At 61.9% G+C, this 15782-nt stretch carries 13 protein-coding genes; 7 read left to right on the forward strand and 6 right to left on the reverse strand.

The window, feature by feature from the left end; genetic code table 11:
• Positions 1–35 precede the first annotated feature (35 nt).
• From NKH95_RS15835 to NKH95_RS15845, 3 genes are all read left to right on the forward strand, one after another.
• Positions 36–1646 (forward strand): GMC family oxidoreductase, encoded by a 1611-nt coding sequence (locus NKH95_RS15835; RefSeq protein WP_352610900.1) that lies wholly within the window; start codon positions 36–38, stop codon positions 1644–1646.
• A gap of 81 nt (positions 1647–1727) precedes the next feature.
• The gene (locus NKH95_RS15840; protein WP_155930552.1) at positions 1728–2117 is read left to right on the forward strand and encodes a hypothetical protein; all 390 of its coding nucleotides are present in this window, start codon (positions 1728–1730) and stop codon (positions 2115–2117) included.
• Between the two features lie 176 nt (positions 2118–2293).
• Positions 2294–3421 (forward strand): NAD(P)/FAD-dependent oxidoreductase, encoded by a 1128-nt coding sequence (locus NKH95_RS15845; RefSeq protein ID WP_128303908.1) that lies wholly within the window; start codon positions 2294–2296, stop codon positions 3419–3421.
• Here NKH95_RS15845 and NKH95_RS15850 read toward each other — a convergent pair.
• The 6 genes from NKH95_RS15850 to NKH95_RS15875 all read right to left on the reverse strand — a co-directional run bounded on the left by NKH95_RS15850 (position 3411) and on the right by NKH95_RS15875 (position 9814).
• Positions 3411–4232 carry a carbohydrate ABC transporter permease gene (locus tag NKH95_RS15850; RefSeq protein WP_023809440.1) on the reverse strand — a complete coding sequence of 274 codons (822 nt, stop codon included), beginning with the start codon at positions 4230–4232 and terminating at the stop codon, positions 3411–3413. The two genes, NKH95_RS15845 and NKH95_RS15850, sit on opposite strands and share 11 nt — an antisense overlap.
• A 2-nt stretch (positions 4233–4234) precedes the next feature.
• Complete coding sequence (locus NKH95_RS15855) at positions 4235–5101, reverse strand: carbohydrate ABC transporter permease (protein WP_023809441.1); 867 nt, start codon at positions 5099–5101, stop codon at positions 4235–4237.
• Positions 5102–5157: 56 nt separating this feature from the next.
• Entirely contained in the window at positions 5158–6453 is a 1296-nt protein-coding gene (locus tag NKH95_RS15860; RefSeq protein WP_245273091.1) for an ABC transporter substrate-binding protein, read from the reverse strand.
• An 82-nt stretch (positions 6454–6535) separates the two neighbouring features.
• On the reverse strand, positions 6536–8104 hold the full coding sequence (locus tag NKH95_RS15865; RefSeq protein ID WP_031212571.1) for a putative N-acetylmannosamine-6-phosphate 2-epimerase: 1569 nt from the start codon (positions 8102–8104) through the stop codon (positions 6536–6538).
• Positions 8105–8149: 45 nt separating this feature from the next.
• A complete protein-coding gene (locus NKH95_RS15870) occupies positions 8150–8899 on the reverse strand; it encodes a GntR family transcriptional regulator (RefSeq protein WP_023809444.1) in 750 nt (249 codons plus the stop codon).
• 129 nt (positions 8900–9028) lie between these two features.
• On the reverse strand, positions 9029–9814 hold the full coding sequence (locus NKH95_RS15875) for an IclR family transcriptional regulator (protein WP_023809445.1): 786 nt from the start codon (positions 9812–9814) through the stop codon (positions 9029–9031).
• Between the two features lie 129 nt (positions 9815–9943).
• Between NKH95_RS15875 and NKH95_RS15880 the strand changes: the two genes are divergently transcribed.
• The 4 genes from NKH95_RS15880 (at position 9944) to NKH95_RS15895 (ending at position 15778) form a co-directional block, all read left to right on the forward strand.
• Positions 9944–11011: a succinylglutamate desuccinylase/aspartoacylase family protein gene (locus NKH95_RS15880; RefSeq protein WP_050592648.1), complete on the forward strand. Its 1068-nt coding sequence runs from the start codon at positions 9944–9946 to the stop codon at positions 11009–11011.
• Positions 11001–11939, forward strand: a complete 939-nt coding sequence (locus NKH95_RS15885; RefSeq protein WP_023809447.1) for a threonine ammonia-lyase — start codon at positions 11001–11003, stop codon at positions 11937–11939. Before NKH95_RS15880 ends, NKH95_RS15885 begins: the two co-directional genes overlap by 11 nt.
• A 159-nt stretch (positions 11940–12098) precedes the next feature.
• Positions 12099–13118: a sugar ABC transporter substrate-binding protein gene (locus tag NKH95_RS15890; protein ID WP_023809448.1), complete on the forward strand. Its 1020-nt coding sequence runs from the start codon at positions 12099–12101 to the stop codon at positions 13116–13118.
• Positions 13119–13234: 116 nt separating this feature from the next.
• Positions 13235–15778, forward strand: coding sequence for an ATP-binding cassette domain-containing protein (locus NKH95_RS15895; RefSeq protein WP_352891980.1), 2544 nt, complete (start codon positions 13235–13237; stop codon positions 15776–15778).
• The last annotated feature ends 4 nt before the right edge of the window (positions 15779–15782 follow it).

Below are 15782 nucleotides of genomic sequence, written 5' to 3' on the forward strand. Positions count from 1 at the left end.
CCGCCCCGGCATCTCCATTCTCAAAGGGGCTGGCCATGCAGACCGAAAATCTTGACTACGACTACATCGTCATCGGCGCAGGCTCGGCCGGTTGCGTCCTTGCCAATCGCCTGAGCGCCAACCCGTCCCACAAAGTGTGCCTGATCGAAGCCGGCGGCAGCGACAGCGGCCTGCGGGTCAAGGTGCCTGCCGGCATCCTCTCGCTCTACGGCAATCCGAACTATGACTACTGCTATGTCGGCGTGCCTCAGCCCAACCTCAAGGGCCGCAGGATTCCGGTCAATCGCGGCAAGGCATTGGGCGGCTCCAGTTCGATCAACTCGATGGTCTACATCAGGGGCGCCGCGCAGGACTATGACGAGTGGTCGCGACTCGGCTGCACAGGCTGGGCATTCAGCGACGTGCTTCCCGTCTTCAAGAAGCTCGAGCGCAACCTGCTTGGCCAAGACCCGCACTACCACGGTACAGGCGGGGAACTGCTGGTCGACAAGCCGCGCGATCCGAATGTGCTGTCGTCGATGTTCGTCAAGGCCGGCAACAATGCCGGTCTTCCGGCCAACAGCGACTTCAATGCCGAAAGCCAGTTCGGCCTCGGCATCTACAATGTCACCCAGGATCGCGGCCAGCGCTTCAGCAGTTTCACCGCCTTCATGCGCCCGGTGCTCGATCGCAAGAATCTCACAATCCTCAGCGAATGCGAAGTGATCGACCTCGATATAGCCCAGGGGCGCGCGACAGGGGTACGGGTGCGGCACAAGGGCGAGCAGAAGACGCTGTCGGCCCGCCGCGAAATCGTGCTTTCGGCCGGGGCCATCAATTCACCGAAGATCCTGCTGGCGTCTGGCATCGGCGCAGCCGCCGAGTTGCAGGCGATCGGCATAAAGCCGGTTGTCGATCTGCCGGGCGTGGGCAAGAACCTTCAGGACCATATCGACGGCATGATCACGGTCCGCTCCTCGAGCACGAAGACGCTCGGCCTGTCGCTGCCCAACTTGCCCCGCGTGCTGGCTGCGCCTTTCCGGTACTTTGCCGGCCGCAAGGGCATGCTCACCACCAACTATGTCGAAGCCGGCGGCTTTGCCCGGACGAAATATGCGAACGGCATTCCCGACATCCAGTTCCACTTCGTGCCCGGCTATCGCAGCCATCGCGGCAAGCTGGTGGAGTACGGCCATGGCTACGCAATCCACACCTGCGTGCTCAGGCCCAAAAGCGTCGGCGAACTCAAACTGTCAGGCCAGGCATCGAAGCGGGATGTGCTGATCGATCATCGCTTCTTCTCGAACGACGAGGATGCCAGGGTGTTGGTCGAAGGCATCAAGATCGCGCGTCAAATCTTTGCCGCATCCGAGTTCGACCCGATCAGGGGGACGGAGATGCTGCCGGGCAAGGATGTTCGCAGCGATGACGAGATCCTCGCCTATTTGCGTGCCGAAGCGCTCACCGTCTATCATCCGGTGGGGACGTGCAAGATGGGGACCGACGCGATGGCCGTCGTCGACCCGGCAACGCTCAAGGTGCGCGGCATCGGTGGCTTGCGGGTCGCGGATGCGTCCGTGATGCCGAAGCTGATCGGCGGCAACACCAATGCCCCCAGCATGATGATCGGGCAGCGGGCAGCGGAGATGATCCTGGGCCGGGGATAATTTCTGTAGCGCAACTCCAGGAAAGGCGTACAGCGGCCTTCCTTCAGTAGCCGCGCAAAAACAATAAGTTGGAGCGGTTCAGTGAATCAAACATTGAACCGCTACCTTTTGCAGCTGGGCTGCGGCGGGCACGCGCCATCGAATTCAAGCGGCTTGATCGTCCCGCTCATCCGCCTCGCCGTTGATCTCGCGCAGCAGCCTTTCGATGTCGGCCTTCGCGAACCGCTGGCGAAACCGACGGTCGAAGGTCGTGAAGATGCCGACGAAGGAGTTGGCGCAGTGCTCCAGCATCGTATCCGCCTCCTGCGCGGAGATGCCGAGTTGCCCTTGCAGAAAGACGATGAACTTTCGCCGCGCGTCTGGGTTCTGAAGCACGACCTTGGCAGGGCCGCCGAGATCGCGGTTGGCATCAATGCAACGGGACGCAAACAAATTGCGCTGCGTGCGCCACACAACGCAAGTTTGAATTGAACCCAGCAGCCGATGAACGGCATCGGTCTGGACATCTCGTTCTATTTGCTCGGCGGTGGAGTGACATGTCATGCTTGTGGTGACATCTCATGCTGGCGGCGCCTTCGGTGGGTCCGCAATTCTGGTGAGGCCTGCTTGCACGTCCTGCATTGTTCCCTAGGGTCTGGCGACTGACGATGGAGGTCCCCGACGAGAAAGTCGATTGCATCGTCATCGGCGCCGGCGTCGTCGGCCTGGCGATTGCGCGGCAGCTGGCGCTCGATGGACGCGAAGTTCTTGTCGTGGAGGCCGAGGACAGCCCCGGGCTGGGCACGTCGAGCCGCAACAGCGAGGTCATCCATGCCGGCATCTACTATCCGAAGGGCAGCCTGAAAGCGCAGCTATGCGTCGAAGGAAAGAACGCGCTTTACCGCTATTGCGAAGCGCGCGGGATTCCGCACAAACGCATCGGCAAGCTGATCGTCGCCGCCAGCGACGCGGAATTGCCGATTCTGGAGGGGATCCGGACCAAGGCTGCGGACAATGGTGTTGCGGACCTGGAGATGCTCAGCCGCTCGGATGTGGAACGCCTTGAGCCTGAACTGGACGTTGCCGGCGCGCTTTTGTCCCCAAGCACGGGGATCGTCGACAGCCGCGCGCTGATGCTGGGGCTACAGGGCGATGCCGAGAATGCCGGTGCCACCTTTGCGTTTCGCGCGCCGGTTCTCGGCGGGAGCGTCGACGAAACGGGCTGCGAGCTCCAGTTTGGCGGCGATATGGAAGGCTATAGGATCGCCGCAAATCTGGTCATCAATGCGGCCGGATTGTCAGCCCATCTCGTTGCCCGAAGCCTCGCGGGCGGGCATGGCGGCAAAATCCCAGATGTCACCTACGTCAAAGGCAATTATTTTGCGCTTGGACGCCGCCCGTCCTTCAACCATCTTGTTTATCCGGTTCCGGAACCAGGCGGCCTCGGAGTTCACCTGACGCTGGATATGGGCGGATCGGTTCGTTTCGGGCCGGACGTCGAGCCCGTCGATGAGGTCGGCTACGCGGTCGACCCAACTCGGGCCACGCCATTTTACGCGGCCATCCGACGCTATTGGCCGGGGCTGAGGGACGGGGAACTGGAGCCGAGCTATTGCGGGCTGCGGCCTAAAACGAACGGGTTGCAGTTCGGCGATTTCGACATTCTGGCAGATTCGTCCGGACGGCTGATCAGTCTTTTCGGAATCGAGTCACCTGGCCTGACAAGTGCGCTCGCCCTGTCGGATAGGGTTGTCCAACTAGTCAGAACGACGAACTCGTCTTGCCTTAGCCTTTGACCGCTCCAGCGGTCATGGATCCTGATATCTGCCGATACATCACAAGACCCAGCAAGGCCGGCGGCAAGGCGCCCAGCATCATGACCGCGGAAGCGGTTCCCCATTTTACGCCGCCGCCGCTTGCGGCGAAAAAAAACGATGCGCCGACCGTCATCGGGACGGCACGGCTGGTTGTCAGCATGAGGCCGAAGAGGAACTCGTTCCAGGCAGTGATGAAGCCGAAAATGAAGGTTGTGACGAGCGCCGGTCGGATGACGGGCCGGACGATCATCATCATCACCTGCAAGGAACTTGCGCCATCGACTTTCGCCGCCTCGTCGAGTTCGACCGGTACATCTGAAATCGCGTTCACCAGGATGACGAGCGCAAGCGGCGCGTTGACGATGGTCAGGATGAGCCCGAGCCCGATCCGCGTATCGAGCAGGCCCAGCCACTGGTACATCATGTAAAGCGGGATCGCGAAGATGATCAGCGGCACGGCGCGAAGGTTGATGACGATCGGCAGGACCAAGCGCTTTCCCGCCTCGCTACGCGCGATCGCATAGGCAGCCGGGAACGCGAGCGCGATCGCAAGGCCGGTTCCAATCAGCGCCGCCACGGTGCTGTTCAGCAGATAGGCATAGATGTTGAAGCGGCTGGTCTGCGTCAGGACCTCCAGATAGTTGTCGAGCGTCGGCTGGCTGATCCACAAACCGGGGTTCGTCGAAAGCTCGCGCTGGCTTTTGAGCGATGTGATCAGCGTCACGATAATGGGGAAATTCATCGCCAGCACGGCGATGGCAAAAACGATCCAGCGCAGTGCCCTGACCATCGTCAAAGCTTCCTGCGGCCGGCAAGCCGGTTAAGGCCGTGGAGAACGATGAACGAAGCCAGGAACAGCACAACCGAGGCGGCGACCGCCTTGCCGATAGCCCCTTCCTTGAAGAAAGCCTGATAGATGTAGATCGACAAGGACGTCGTTGAACCGCCAGCGCCACTGCCGGTCAGTGCGTAGACATTGTCGAACACCCTGAAACCGTCGATGAAACGGATGAAAAACGCGATGACCAGCGTCGGCTTCATCAACGGCAGGTCGATCCAGCGGACGATCTCAAACGGTGATGCGCCATCGAGCGAGGAGGCTTCGCGCACGTCGAGCGGTATGGCCGAATAGGCCATGTAGAAGAGCAGGAAGGCGAAAGGCGTCCATTGCAGCGTCTCCACGACGACAAGGGTGCGGAAGGCATTGTCGATGTCGAGGAAGGCCGGGCTGTCGCCGAACCATTCGAAGAGATAGTAGGGGACGGGGCCCGCGAATTCATGCAGCACCAGCCGGTACATGAGACCGACCATGGCCGGCGCGACCATCAGCGGCAGCATCAACGGCGCCATCAGGACTGGACGCTTGCTCAGAAGCGGCGCCAGGAAGATGGCAAGGAAAAGGCCGATCAGACATTCCGCCGATGCGGTAAGAATACCGAAGCGCAGAGAGAACCAGGCCGAGCTCCAGAATTCGCGGTCGTTCAACACCGCGACATAGTTACCGAAACCGCTCAACACCGGACTGCGCAACGTCTCGAATGTGACGGTCGAAACGGAATAGATCAGATTGACGATCGCCGGAAAGCCGAGAAACAGAAGCAGGAAGCCGACCAGCGGCGTCAGATACTTCCTGCCTTCGGCACGTGTCACAAGGGCCATGTCGATCCGCCAAACGCGCCGGATACCGGGCCTCGGCCCGGCGTCCGGCCAATAATTTATTTCTTCAGAAGGTCCTGCATGCCCGCCTTGGTGTGGGCGAGCGCATCCTCGAGGCTCTGCTGGCCGGACCAGTAGCCGGTGAACTCCTTTGCCTGCAGCTCATAAACCGGGAGCGCACTCGCGGACGTCGCTCCGGTCATGACATAGCCGTACTTGCTGGCGAATTCGCCGAGCTTGACGAGGTCGGGACGTTCCTTCGCAACCTTGCCGACGACATCGGGAGACAATGCCGGCGAACCGCCGCTGCGCGCATAGAGCAAGGCCGCATCCTCGGTGGCGAGCCACTTCAGGAACTTGACGGCGCCTTCCTTGTTCTTGGCGTTCTTGTTGAGGCCCAAACCAAGGCCGTGGATATGATCGGCGCGTCCGTCGGGACCTGCCGGCGGCGCGATGATCCCGGTCACCTCGGCGACGGCCGGGGATTTTTCGGTGCTGGTCAGATCCGCCGCCGCGGCGTTCCACTGGAGCGCTGTCGCGGCCTGGCCGGATGCGAAGGCCGCGTTGGTTTCCGCATATTCGTAGCTCAGCGAATCCTTGGGCGACGACCCGGCATCATAGAGCTTCTTGTAGAGCTCGAGGCCTGTCCTGTAGGCATCGGAATCCACCGTGACATTGCCGTCCTTGTCCATCCAGTCGCCGCCGTAGGAGCGCGGCAGCGACTGGAAGACCATCATGTTGAACAGCAGGTTCTTCATCTGCAGGACCGTGCCGTAGCGCACCGGGCTGTCGGGGTTCACCCGCTTGGTGAAATAGAGGGCGGTGGCCCCCCAGTCGTCCCAGGTCCAGCTGTCCGGGTCTTTCGGCTGCAGCGGCTTGCCGAGATACTTCTGGGCGATTTCACCATAGGTCTTCCTGGCGGCGTCATCCCTGATCAAGGCGTCGATGAGATCCTTGCGGTAGTACATGAAGTGCAACGAAAGGTCTGTCGGCACGCCGTATTGCTTGCCGTCGAACTGCATCGTCTTGAGAACGGATTCGCCGAAAACCTTGGCCGCGTCCGCGCCAAGATCGATCGGCTCCATATAGGGCGCGTAGCGACCGAGCGAGTAGGTGGCGACGAGGTTCACGTCGAAGGCACTGGATCCGGCCGCCATGTCGGCCTGCAGCTTGTCGTAAAAGCCTTCGCGGTTGAAGAACAGCAACTCCACCTTGTCGGCATCACTGGCCTGCGTGTTGTAGGTTTCCACGGTTGCCCGCAGTGCGGTTTCCTCGGAGCCGCCAGGCCAGCCGAGCACGGTCACGGTTGCGTTGGCAGAGGTCGGCAAAGCCGTCCCCGCAAGGAGGGTGGCCATAAGCGCAAAAGACGTCCTGCTCAATTTCATGATCGTTCCCTTCTTTTTTGATGATTTTTGCATGACATGATCGGGCGCGCCGTTACCTTGCCCATTCGGCAAGATCGGCAACACCGATGACGCCGGCGTGGCCTCCGAGCTTCGCCGCTACGAGATCGGGGGAAAGGCGCGGCGGGACCTCGCTCAGATGTGCGCGCACCCGGTCGAGATAGCCTTCTGCAAGACCGATGCTGCCGCCGATGACGATCAATTTGGGATCGAACATCATCTGAATGTCCCGGCACAGCGTCGCGACCCGCGAGGCGCTCTGCGAGACGATGGCGCCGGCCCAGGCCTCGCCCTTCAGCGCACGCCTGAACACATCGACGGCATCGGCCTTGAAGCCGGCCTTGAGGGCTTGCGAAGCGATCCAGCGGCCGGAGGTGCCGTCCTCGAGCGGAGCCCGGTCTTCAGACAGACTACGGATCAGACCGAAGTGACCGGCAAGACCGGACAGCAATCGGCCGTTGCAAACGATGCCGCCGCCAATTCCGGTCGAGATGGTTAGAAAGACGATGTCGCGACCTTGCCCGGCGCCGAATTTGTATTCGCCCCAGGCAGCTGCCTGGGCATCGTTGACCGCACAGACCGGCTTGCCGAAAACAGAGGACGCCCTTTCGACCAGCGGGTAGCCGTCGGGAATGCCGAGGGTTGCCGGATTCAACGCCGACCAGCGTCCATCCTCTACCAATCCGGTCACCGCAATGCCGATACGACTGAAGCGGCTCGACCAGGCCGACGTGCTTTGCGCCAAGGATGCAAGCCAGGCGTCGGGTCCAGCCTCTCGCGCGGTCGGCACGATCATGTCCTCGATCACCTTGCCGCCGCTGACCAGCGCGGCCATGGTCTTGGTTCCCCCGATGTCGATGCCCAGAACGGTTGGGCCCAGGACACTTGTGCCAAGGGCGGTTTGCGCGCCCCTCGCCACATAGGCGTCGGAAAGCGCCTGATGGAACCATGAGGTGACGTGCTCGGTACGGGTGATCGCCGAGCCGACAACCACGGCACAGGCGCCGGCGCGCGCGGCGGCAGCCGCCTGCTCAGGCGACCGGATACGCCCTTCAGCAATGACGTAGGGGGTCAGGGTTCGCATTTGAGCAATGAGGGCGATGTCCGGATCCTCCGGCTCCGGCCCACCGACATAGCCGGAAAGCGTCGTGCCGACGAAATCGACACCCGCGGCAAGGGCCCGGCGCGCATCGTCAAGGCAAGAGCAATCGGCCATGGTCAGCTTGTTCCTGGCCTTGACGGCTTTCACAAGCGCTTCGACAGGAACGGGACGGACACGGTCCGTCGCATCGAAAGCGATGATATCGGCGCCCGCCTCTGCCAAGGCCTCGATATCGGCCAGATAGGGTGTGATGCGCACCGGGCTGTCGGTGAGATCCCGCTTGACGATACCGATGATCGGCACGCGGACGGCCAGGCGTGCGGCCGCGACATAGAACACGGATTCGATGCGCAGGGCCTTGGCTCCGGCTTCAACAGCGGCCCTGGCAAAGCCTGTCACGAATTGCGCACTATCCATCGGGCCGCCGGGAACCGGCTGGCAGGACACGATGAGACTGTTGGTGATGTCTTCCCGCTGCACGTCGGCACTCCCTGTCGCCATCACGATAAATGGAAAATACCAGATTACAACCAGTTGTAACTGGTATTATCTTTGCAGCTCGAAGACGAAATCGTAGACGTCGCCCTTGTATCGTGTCTCGCAGTATTCGACGATTTGTCCGTCGGCGAGAAAGCAGCGGCGCTCGGTCATCAGCAGCGGTGCGCCCGGCTCGCAATGAAGATGTTTCGCATCCTCCAGCGACGCGCCGCGCGAGCGCATGCGCTGGACTGCCCTCTGAGGCAGGAAGCCGCGTGCATCAAGCGCTTCATAAAGGGAATCCTGAACCATCTCGGGCGAAGGAAGGAAGCGAACCGGCACGGCCGAGACCTCGACGGCGATCGGCGCGCCATCGGCCGTCCTCACACGACGCATGCGAACTACATTGGTATTGCCTGCAATACCCAAGGCCATCATTTCGGCTGGGGATGGGCGGCTTATCTGCTTGGAAAGCCATAGACATCCAGGCTTCAGGCCGCGCGCCAGAATGTCCTCCGAAAAGCTCGTCAGCGTCGAAAGCGATTTCTCGACCCGCGACCCGATCTCGGTTTTGGAACCGTGCCGGCGATTGAGCTGCCCTTCCTCTTCGAGCAGCGCCAGAGCCTTTCTCACAGTGACTCGCGAGATCGACAGGGCTTCCGCCAGAACCCGCTCGCCTGGCAGAACCGCGCCGGCCTTCAATGCATTGGAGCGGATCGCTGCCTCGATCGCCGATTTCAACCGCCTGTAAAGCGGCACATCGGACGCTGTCGCTTCCATTTCCCGACTGACAAGCCCGATCAGGTTCACGGTTGTCATTGCCTTTCCTCCGCGCGAGAAGCACCCTGGATCGGAACATTCCTGACTGGACCTATACTGGTATTACCAATCCGGTGCAAACGGCCAGCGGACGGTGCTTCGTCCGCGCCCCCGGCCCACCACGATCCCTCAGCGAACCCGCGGTGACAACTTCATGGAGATGCGATCGCAGGCCGCGCGCAGGACCTCCAGAGTAAAGGCATGGCGGCTTTCACGCGTATGGCGATTGATATAGGCGACGATAATGGAGGCGACGGCGCTGCCGTCCGGTCCGATGACCGGACAGCAGATATCGGTGATGCCGACGAAGTCGCGGCTTTCGCGCATCCAGTAGCCGTCCGCGCGGATGATCCGAAGCTGCTTTTCCAGCGCGTCACGATCCAGCGGCGCCGGGGAGTGCGCCTCACTTTCATCGATCATCCGCGCCGCGACCTTTGACGGCTGGAAGGCAAGTATCACATGGCCGGAGGTCGCGTCGGTGGCCAGGCGGCCGTATCCAAGACGTAGCGTGAACGCCATGTCCTCGCCCCCGGGAACGGCCGCGGTTACGACGGTCAAGCCGTGATTGAAGACGACCAGGTGCGGCGACTGATTTGAGTCCCCCGCAATCCGCGTCAGTTCGGGCATGGCGGCGGACATGAGATCCTGAGCGCTCGGCGTGTGCAGCCCCAGCTTGAAAAGCTTGTCGGTCAACGAATAGGCGTCGGTCTCGGCGTTGCGCTCGATGTATTGACGTTCCTGCAGCGCGATCAGCATTCGGAATATCTCATTCTTCGAACGGCCGAGGCCTTCCGCGATCTCCTTCATCGTCAAGGGTGCCCGCGCTTCCGCCAGCAGTTCCAGAACATCCAGGCCCTTGCTCAGCGCCGGGGCCGAATAGGTCGGTTTGCCACTCTCTTTTGCGTCATCTGACATTCGAAGAATCCCCGGTGGTCCGCGCACGATAGAGATAAGAAATCGGAATTGCCATTGGTTTTATATCCAAACTTGACACCATATATAAAACTGACATGATGGCCGGACAATGAATTCGAGGCCGACCCGATGACCGTACCGAGACCTGCAAACACTGTGCGCGCAACCATCGCTCCCCGGAACAACAGTGTTTACACGTCGGTCGATTTCGATCGCGAGGGCAAGCAGATCGGCTTCTTCCATGTGCCCCAATCGCCGCACGACGATGCCTGGGGCACGGTCCGCGTTCCGCTCGCCGTCATCAAGAACGGAGACGGTCCGACGGTCCTGATCGAGGGCGGCAACCACGGCGATGAATATGAGGGGCCGATCGCGCTCGGCGAGCTTCTGCGCGAGATCGATTCACGGGATATTGCCGGTCGCATCATTGCGATTCCGGCCATCAACATTCGGGCTGTCGAGGCCGGCACCCGCACCTCCCCGGTCGACGGGTTGAATTTCAACCGCAGTTTCCCGGGCGATTTCAACGGCACGCTGACAAGCCAGATCGCGGCCTATGTGCATGACATCCTGTTTCCGAAGGCCGACTACTTCCTGGATCTCCATTCCGGCGGTTCGTCCCTGATGATCTTGCCGAGCGCAATCATTGAGCCATCCCCGACCGCGCAAGGGCATCGCAAGAACATCAGGGCGACGCTCGCCTTCGGGGCGCCGACCGTTGTCATGGTCGACAATCTCGGTGAAACCCGGACTTCGACCGCGTCCGCCAACCACCAAGGGCTGATCGTTATCGGCAGTGAGATGGCCGGCGGCGGCCTTGTCAGTCCGGATGCGCTGGCCATCTGCCGCAGGGGCATCCGCAATGTGCTGAAACATGCAGGCGTCCTGAAAGGCGCGCCTGACATCGCCCCTGGCGCCAACGCGCGCGTGCTCAAGGTGCCCGGAAGCGAAGGCTATCTGCTTTCCGAGGAGGACGGTGTCTTCGAGCCCTTGAGCCCGCTCGGCAGTGCCGTCAGCAAAGGCGACCTTGCCGGACGCATTCACTTCCTCCACACGCCGTCACGCGCGCCCATCGATCTCCTTCACCCCATCGACGGCATCGTTTTCGCCAAGCGTCAGCCCGGCCGCGTGCGTCCGGGGAATTGCTGCTTCGTGCTTGCCAACGAATATCCGGAGGCACTGACCGATGAGCCATGAGGACATCATTGCGGCTGCCCGGCGCATTGCCCCCTTCATACGGCGCACCCCGGTCGTCAAGCTCGACCATGCCACGGGCGCAAACCTTCAAAATGATGTCTATCTGAAACTGGAATGCCTCCAGGTAAGCGGCTCCTTCAAGATTCGGGGCGCCACGAACCGGGTTAAAACGCTCGAGCCAAGCCGGATCGAAAACGGACTGATCGCCGCATCCGGTGGCAATCACGGCCTGGCCACCGCCTATGTGGCTGCCCAGGCCGGCGTTCCCGCCACCATTTACCTGCCGAACAATGCAAGCCCGCTGAAGGCGGAAAAGCTGCGCAAATGGGGCGCTGACGTTCGCTTCGCAGGCAATGTCTGGGATGAAGCGCATGAGGCGGCATCGGCCGAGGCAAAGGCGCGCGGCGCCTTCTACATGCATCCATTCGCCGATGCACAGATCGTGTCCGGTCAGGGAACCGTGGCGCTGGAGATGGTCGAACAGATTCCCGATGCCGACATCTATATCGTCGCGATCGGCGGTGGCGGCCTTATCAGTGGCATGTCCGAAGTCCTGAAGCACGTCAAACCTGAAGCCAGGATCATCGGTGTCGAGCCGACCGGTTCACCGACCCTTCACGCCTCCCTGGCTGCCGGCCGTGTCGTTCGCTTGCCCGAGATAACGACGAAGGTGGCGACCATGGCCTGCGGCCGCACGGATGAAAGCATCTACGCGATCGTCGCCAAGCACGTCGACGATATCGTCCTTGTCGAGGATGCGGACATGCAGAAGGCCGCTGAATTGCTCTGGTTCGAATTCGGCATCGCCGCCGACCTCAGCGGCGCGGCATCGCTGGCCGCGTTGACGAGCGGAGCTTTCAAGCCACCGCGCGGCGCCCGCATCGCCGGACTTGTCTGCGGCGCCGGTGTCGAGGGCCTGAATGGCTGAGGTCGAGCAAGGCCGGTCCACGCAGGGCGCGGCCCTGACATGGATACGGCACGAGTGCCGCGGAATACCGCCGGAATGCCTGTCGCTGGGACGGTCGTCGTGCGGGACATGAAAAAGAGGCGAAGAATCGCCCTGTCGCAACAAGAGGAGAACTGAAACATGCGCCTTTCCTTGAAAGCATCCATTGCTCTGCTCGCACTCGCCACCGCGACGCCCTCGCTTGCCGCGGAAAAGGTTCTTGGGCTTGCGGCAATCGACCTGCAGAATTCCTTCTTTGTCCGCATGAAGGAAGCGGGCGACGTGGCTGCCGCCGACTATGGGGTGAAATCCACCTGGCAGAGCGCCGAGGGCAGTCTGGAAAAACAGGTCAGCATCATCGAGAATTTCATCAATCAGGGCGTCAGCGCGATCCTGATCGATCCGATCGACAAGAACGCGGTCATTCCGGTCATCCAGAAAGCCACCGCCGCCGGCATTCCGGTGATCACCATGGGCAACAAGGTCGAGGCCGGCTCGAACTACTCGACGCTCTATCCGGACTACGACAACATGTCGATGGTTGCCCGCGCGCTCGGCAAGTCGCTTGGCGGCAAGGGCGAAGTCGCCCTGCTCGTCGGTTCGCGTGGTAACTTCGTGTCCGACACGCGCGAAAAAGGCTTTGTCGAAACCCTGAAAAAGGAGTTTCCGGATATCAAGGTTGTCGGCATCGAGCCGACCGGCTGGGACGCAGCCAAGGCAACCAATGCCGCCCAGACCTGGCTCACCACCTATCCGGATCTGAAGGCCATCGGCTGCATCTCCGACAGCCTTTGCCTGGCCGCCGATTCCGTTGCCAGCTCGATGGGAACCCAGCTGCTCTACGGCGGCTATGACGGCGACGCCGAGATGAAGCCGCTGATCGACGACGGCAAGATGGTGATGGACGTGCTGACCGGCGCCTATCGTGTCGGCTACTGGAACATCGCCGTTGCCGCTCGCCTGGCCAACGGCGAAAAGCTGCCGCAGGATCTCTACATGCCGACCTATTTCGTGACCTCGGATGCGACGGCGGCAAAGCTCAAGGCGGATGGCCTCACCTTCGAATACATCAACACCGACAAGGAGGCGGTGGAAGCCAAGAACTATACCGAGCAACTCGGTCCCAAGGTTCCGGCGACCGCCATGACCCTGGCAAAGTAACAGCCTAAAGCGGCTCAAGCGCCGGATGACATATCATCCGGCGTCCCCTTTTCCTGACGATCGCCGTCGCCGCTTCCGTGGTGACCGCGCATGATGCTCGATAAGAGGACCGACCCATGTTCCAGTCCTGGACCTCTCCGTTACTGCGGCGCAACGAACCGGTTCTCATCGCGGTGCTGCTGGTCGCCATCGCCGTCTTCGGCTGGATCGATCCGCGTTTTCTGTCGACCGGCAATCTTGTCAGTATCGCGCAGCAGAGTGCGGTCATCGCCCTCATCTCTTTTGCCATGACGGCCGTGATCATAGCGCGCGGCATTGATATTTCCGTCGGCAGCAATCTTGCCTGTTCCGGCATCGCCGCGGGCCTTGCCTACACGGCAACCGGCTCGGCGAGCTTGAGCCTTCTCGCCGCGATCGGTGGCGGTGCCGCAATCGGTCTGCTCAATGGAGCGCTGATCGGCTTTGCCGGCATCTCCCCATTCATCGCAACGCTCGCCACCATGGCGTTTGCGCGCGGCCTGGCGCTCAGTCTCTCCGGCGCATCGAGCATCGCGGTCGCCGATCCGGTCCTGCTTTTCGCGGGACGCGAGACGATCGGCCTCCTGCCGGTCTCCGTCATCATCGCCGCCATCTGCCTGGGCCTCTGGTGGTTCGTGCTCAATCGCACGGTGTACGGGCGCTGGATCTATGCGGTCGGCGGCAATGCGGGAGCAGCGCGGGCCTCACTGGTTCCCGTCGACCTCGTGCGCATCTCCGTCTACCTGATTGCCGGCGCAACGGCCGGGCTCGGCTCGATCCTCACCATCGGCCGCCTTGGTTCGGCACAGCCGCTTGCCGGCACCGGGCTTGAATTTACAGCCATCACAGCCGCCATCATCGGCGGCACGAAACTGTCCGGCGGCCAGGGCTCCATCTGGGGAACGGCGATCGGGGCGCTGCTGCTGGGCGTCATCAACACCGGCCTGTCCTTCCTGCAGGTACCACAGATCCTGATCTACTTCGTGACCGCGAGCCTCATTCTGGTGGCCGTTCTCACCAGCCAGCCGGAGAGTGTCGCCGCCCTGTTCAAAACCAGTGGCCGCAAGTCCACCCCGTCGCCCCGCAACACCGCCGCAACACCGGTCGGCAAACACAGCATCGCCTTGCGCGGGCTTGGCAAGTCTTTTCCGGGCGTCAAGGCACTCGACGGTGTCAGCTTTGCCGTCTCGGCCGGCGAGGTGGTAGGACTTGCCGGCGAGAACGGGGCCGGAAAATCGACGCTGGTGAAGTGCATTTCCGGTCTGCATCGTCCGGACGAGGGTGAGATCGTCATCGACGGCAACGCCGTCCAGTTCCACTCCCCCAGCGACGCCAAGGGCATCAGCGTCATCCATCAGCATTTCAGCCTTTCGCCGGACCTGACGGTGGCGGAGAATCTCTTCATCGGCCGCGAACCGCATACCCGCCTGGGATTTCTCGACCGGGCCCGGATGCGGCGCGATGCGAAATCCATCATGGACGAGCTGTCGCTCGATATCGACATTGGCGCGGAGCTGCGAACGCTTTCCGTCGGGCACCGGCAGATGGTGGAAATTGCCCGTGCCGTTCTGTCCGATGCCTGGTTCTTCATCATGGACGAGCCGACCAGCGCGCTCTCCAACCGCGAGCGCGACCAGCTCTACGACCTGATCGACAGGCTGAGAGCTCGCGGCGCCGGCATCCTCTACATCTCGCACAAGATGGAAGAGATCTTCAGCCAGTGCGACCGCGTCGTCGTTCTGCGTGACGGACGGTTCATCGGCGAGCGCCAGACCCGCCAGACCAACGAGGCCGAGATCGTCTCCATGATGGTCGGGCGCGATGTCGGCGACATCTTCCCCTATCTCGAAGCGCAAGTCGGCGAAACCGCGATCGAGATCAGCAACATCTCCGATGGCAAGCTCTTGAAGTCGGCCACGCTCAGCGTGTGCAGGGGCGAAATCGTCGCGCTCGCCGGCCTGATGGGAAGCGGCCGCTCCGAGGTGCTCAGGCTGATTGCCGGCCTCGAGACCATGCATGGCGGCACGCTCAGAATTTTCGGCGGGCAGCAGACCGGCGGCGACACCAAGGCCGCCAATCGCGCCGGCATCGTCTACATACCCGAAGACCGGCATCTGGAAGGCTTCGTCGGCACGATGTCGATCAGGGACAATCTGTCCCTCGCCTGGATTCGCGATAACAGTCACTTCGGCCTGCTGAGACCTCGCCGCATCCTGGCACTCGCCCGCGATCTCATCGGCTCACTCGGCGTGCGGCCGGCCCAGCCCGACAAGATGACCATCGAGCTTTCGGGCGGCAATCAGCAGAAGGTCGTCATCGGCAAATGGCTTGCCACTAAGCCGAAGATCATCCTGCTCGACGAGCCGACACGCGGCGTCGACGTCGGCGCAAAATCCGAACTCCATCACCTAATCGCAAGATTGAAGGCCGAGGGCGCGGCGATCCTCATGGTGTCGAGCGAGTTGCCCGAGGTTCTCGGCGTTGCCGACCGCATCGTCGTCATGCGCGAAGGCCACTCTGTCGGCACGCTGGCTCGTGGGGCGACGGAAGAAGACGTGATGACGCTGGCCTTCGGTGATCGCACGATCACACCACAAGCTTGCGCACCCCGGCCAGCATCCAACCTTGCACCATGCCTGTAAGGAG

The sequence above is a fragment of the Mesorhizobium sp. M0848 genome, from assembly GCF_040319805.1.
Lineage (GTDB): Bacteria > Pseudomonadota > Alphaproteobacteria > Rhizobiales > Rhizobiaceae > Mesorhizobium.

What these genes read in the sequence shown, in the direction of transcription:
- NKH95_RS15865 (WP_031212571.1), bottom strand. Translation starts at nt 8,104, where the DNA reads ATGGCGACAGGGAGTGCCGACGTGCAGCGGGAAGACATCACCAACAGT.
- NKH95_RS15895 (WP_352891980.1), top strand. Translation starts at nt 13,235, where the DNA reads ATGTTCCAGTCCTGGACCTCTCCGTTACTGCGGCGCAACGAACCGGTT.
- NKH95_RS15855 (WP_023809441.1), bottom strand. Translation starts at nt 5,101, where the DNA reads ATGGCCCTTGTGACACGTGCCGAAGGCAGGAAGTATCTGACGCCGCTG.
- NKH95_RS15850 (WP_023809440.1), bottom strand. Translation starts at nt 4,232, where the DNA reads ATGGTCAGGGCACTGCGCTGGATCGTTTTTGCCATCGCCGTGCTGGCG.
- NKH95_RS15860 (WP_245273091.1), bottom strand. Translation starts at nt 6,453, where the DNA reads ATGGCCACCCTCCTTGCGGGGACGGCTTTGCCGACCTCTGCCAACGCA.
- NKH95_RS15845 (WP_128303908.1), top strand. Translation starts at nt 2,294, where the DNA reads ATGGAGGTCCCCGACGAGAAAGTCGATTGCATCGTCATCGGCGCCGGC.
- NKH95_RS15885 (WP_023809447.1), top strand. Translation starts at nt 11,001, where the DNA reads ATGAGCCATGAGGACATCATTGCGGCTGCCCGGCGCATTGCCCCCTTC.
- NKH95_RS15880 (WP_050592648.1), top strand. Translation starts at nt 9,944, where the DNA reads ATGACCGTACCGAGACCTGCAAACACTGTGCGCGCAACCATCGCTCCC.
- NKH95_RS15870 (WP_023809444.1), bottom strand. Translation starts at nt 8,899, where the DNA reads ATGACAACCGTGAACCTGATCGGGCTTGTCAGTCGGGAAATGGAAGCG.
- NKH95_RS15835 (WP_352610900.1), top strand. Translation starts at nt 36, where the DNA reads ATGCAGACCGAAAATCTTGACTACGACTACATCGTCATCGGCGCAGGC.
- NKH95_RS15890 (WP_023809448.1), top strand. Translation starts at nt 12,099, where the DNA reads ATGCGCCTTTCCTTGAAAGCATCCATTGCTCTGCTCGCACTCGCCACC.
- NKH95_RS15875 (WP_023809445.1), bottom strand. Translation starts at nt 9,814, where the DNA reads ATGTCAGATGACGCAAAAGAGAGTGGCAAACCGACCTATTCGGCCCCG.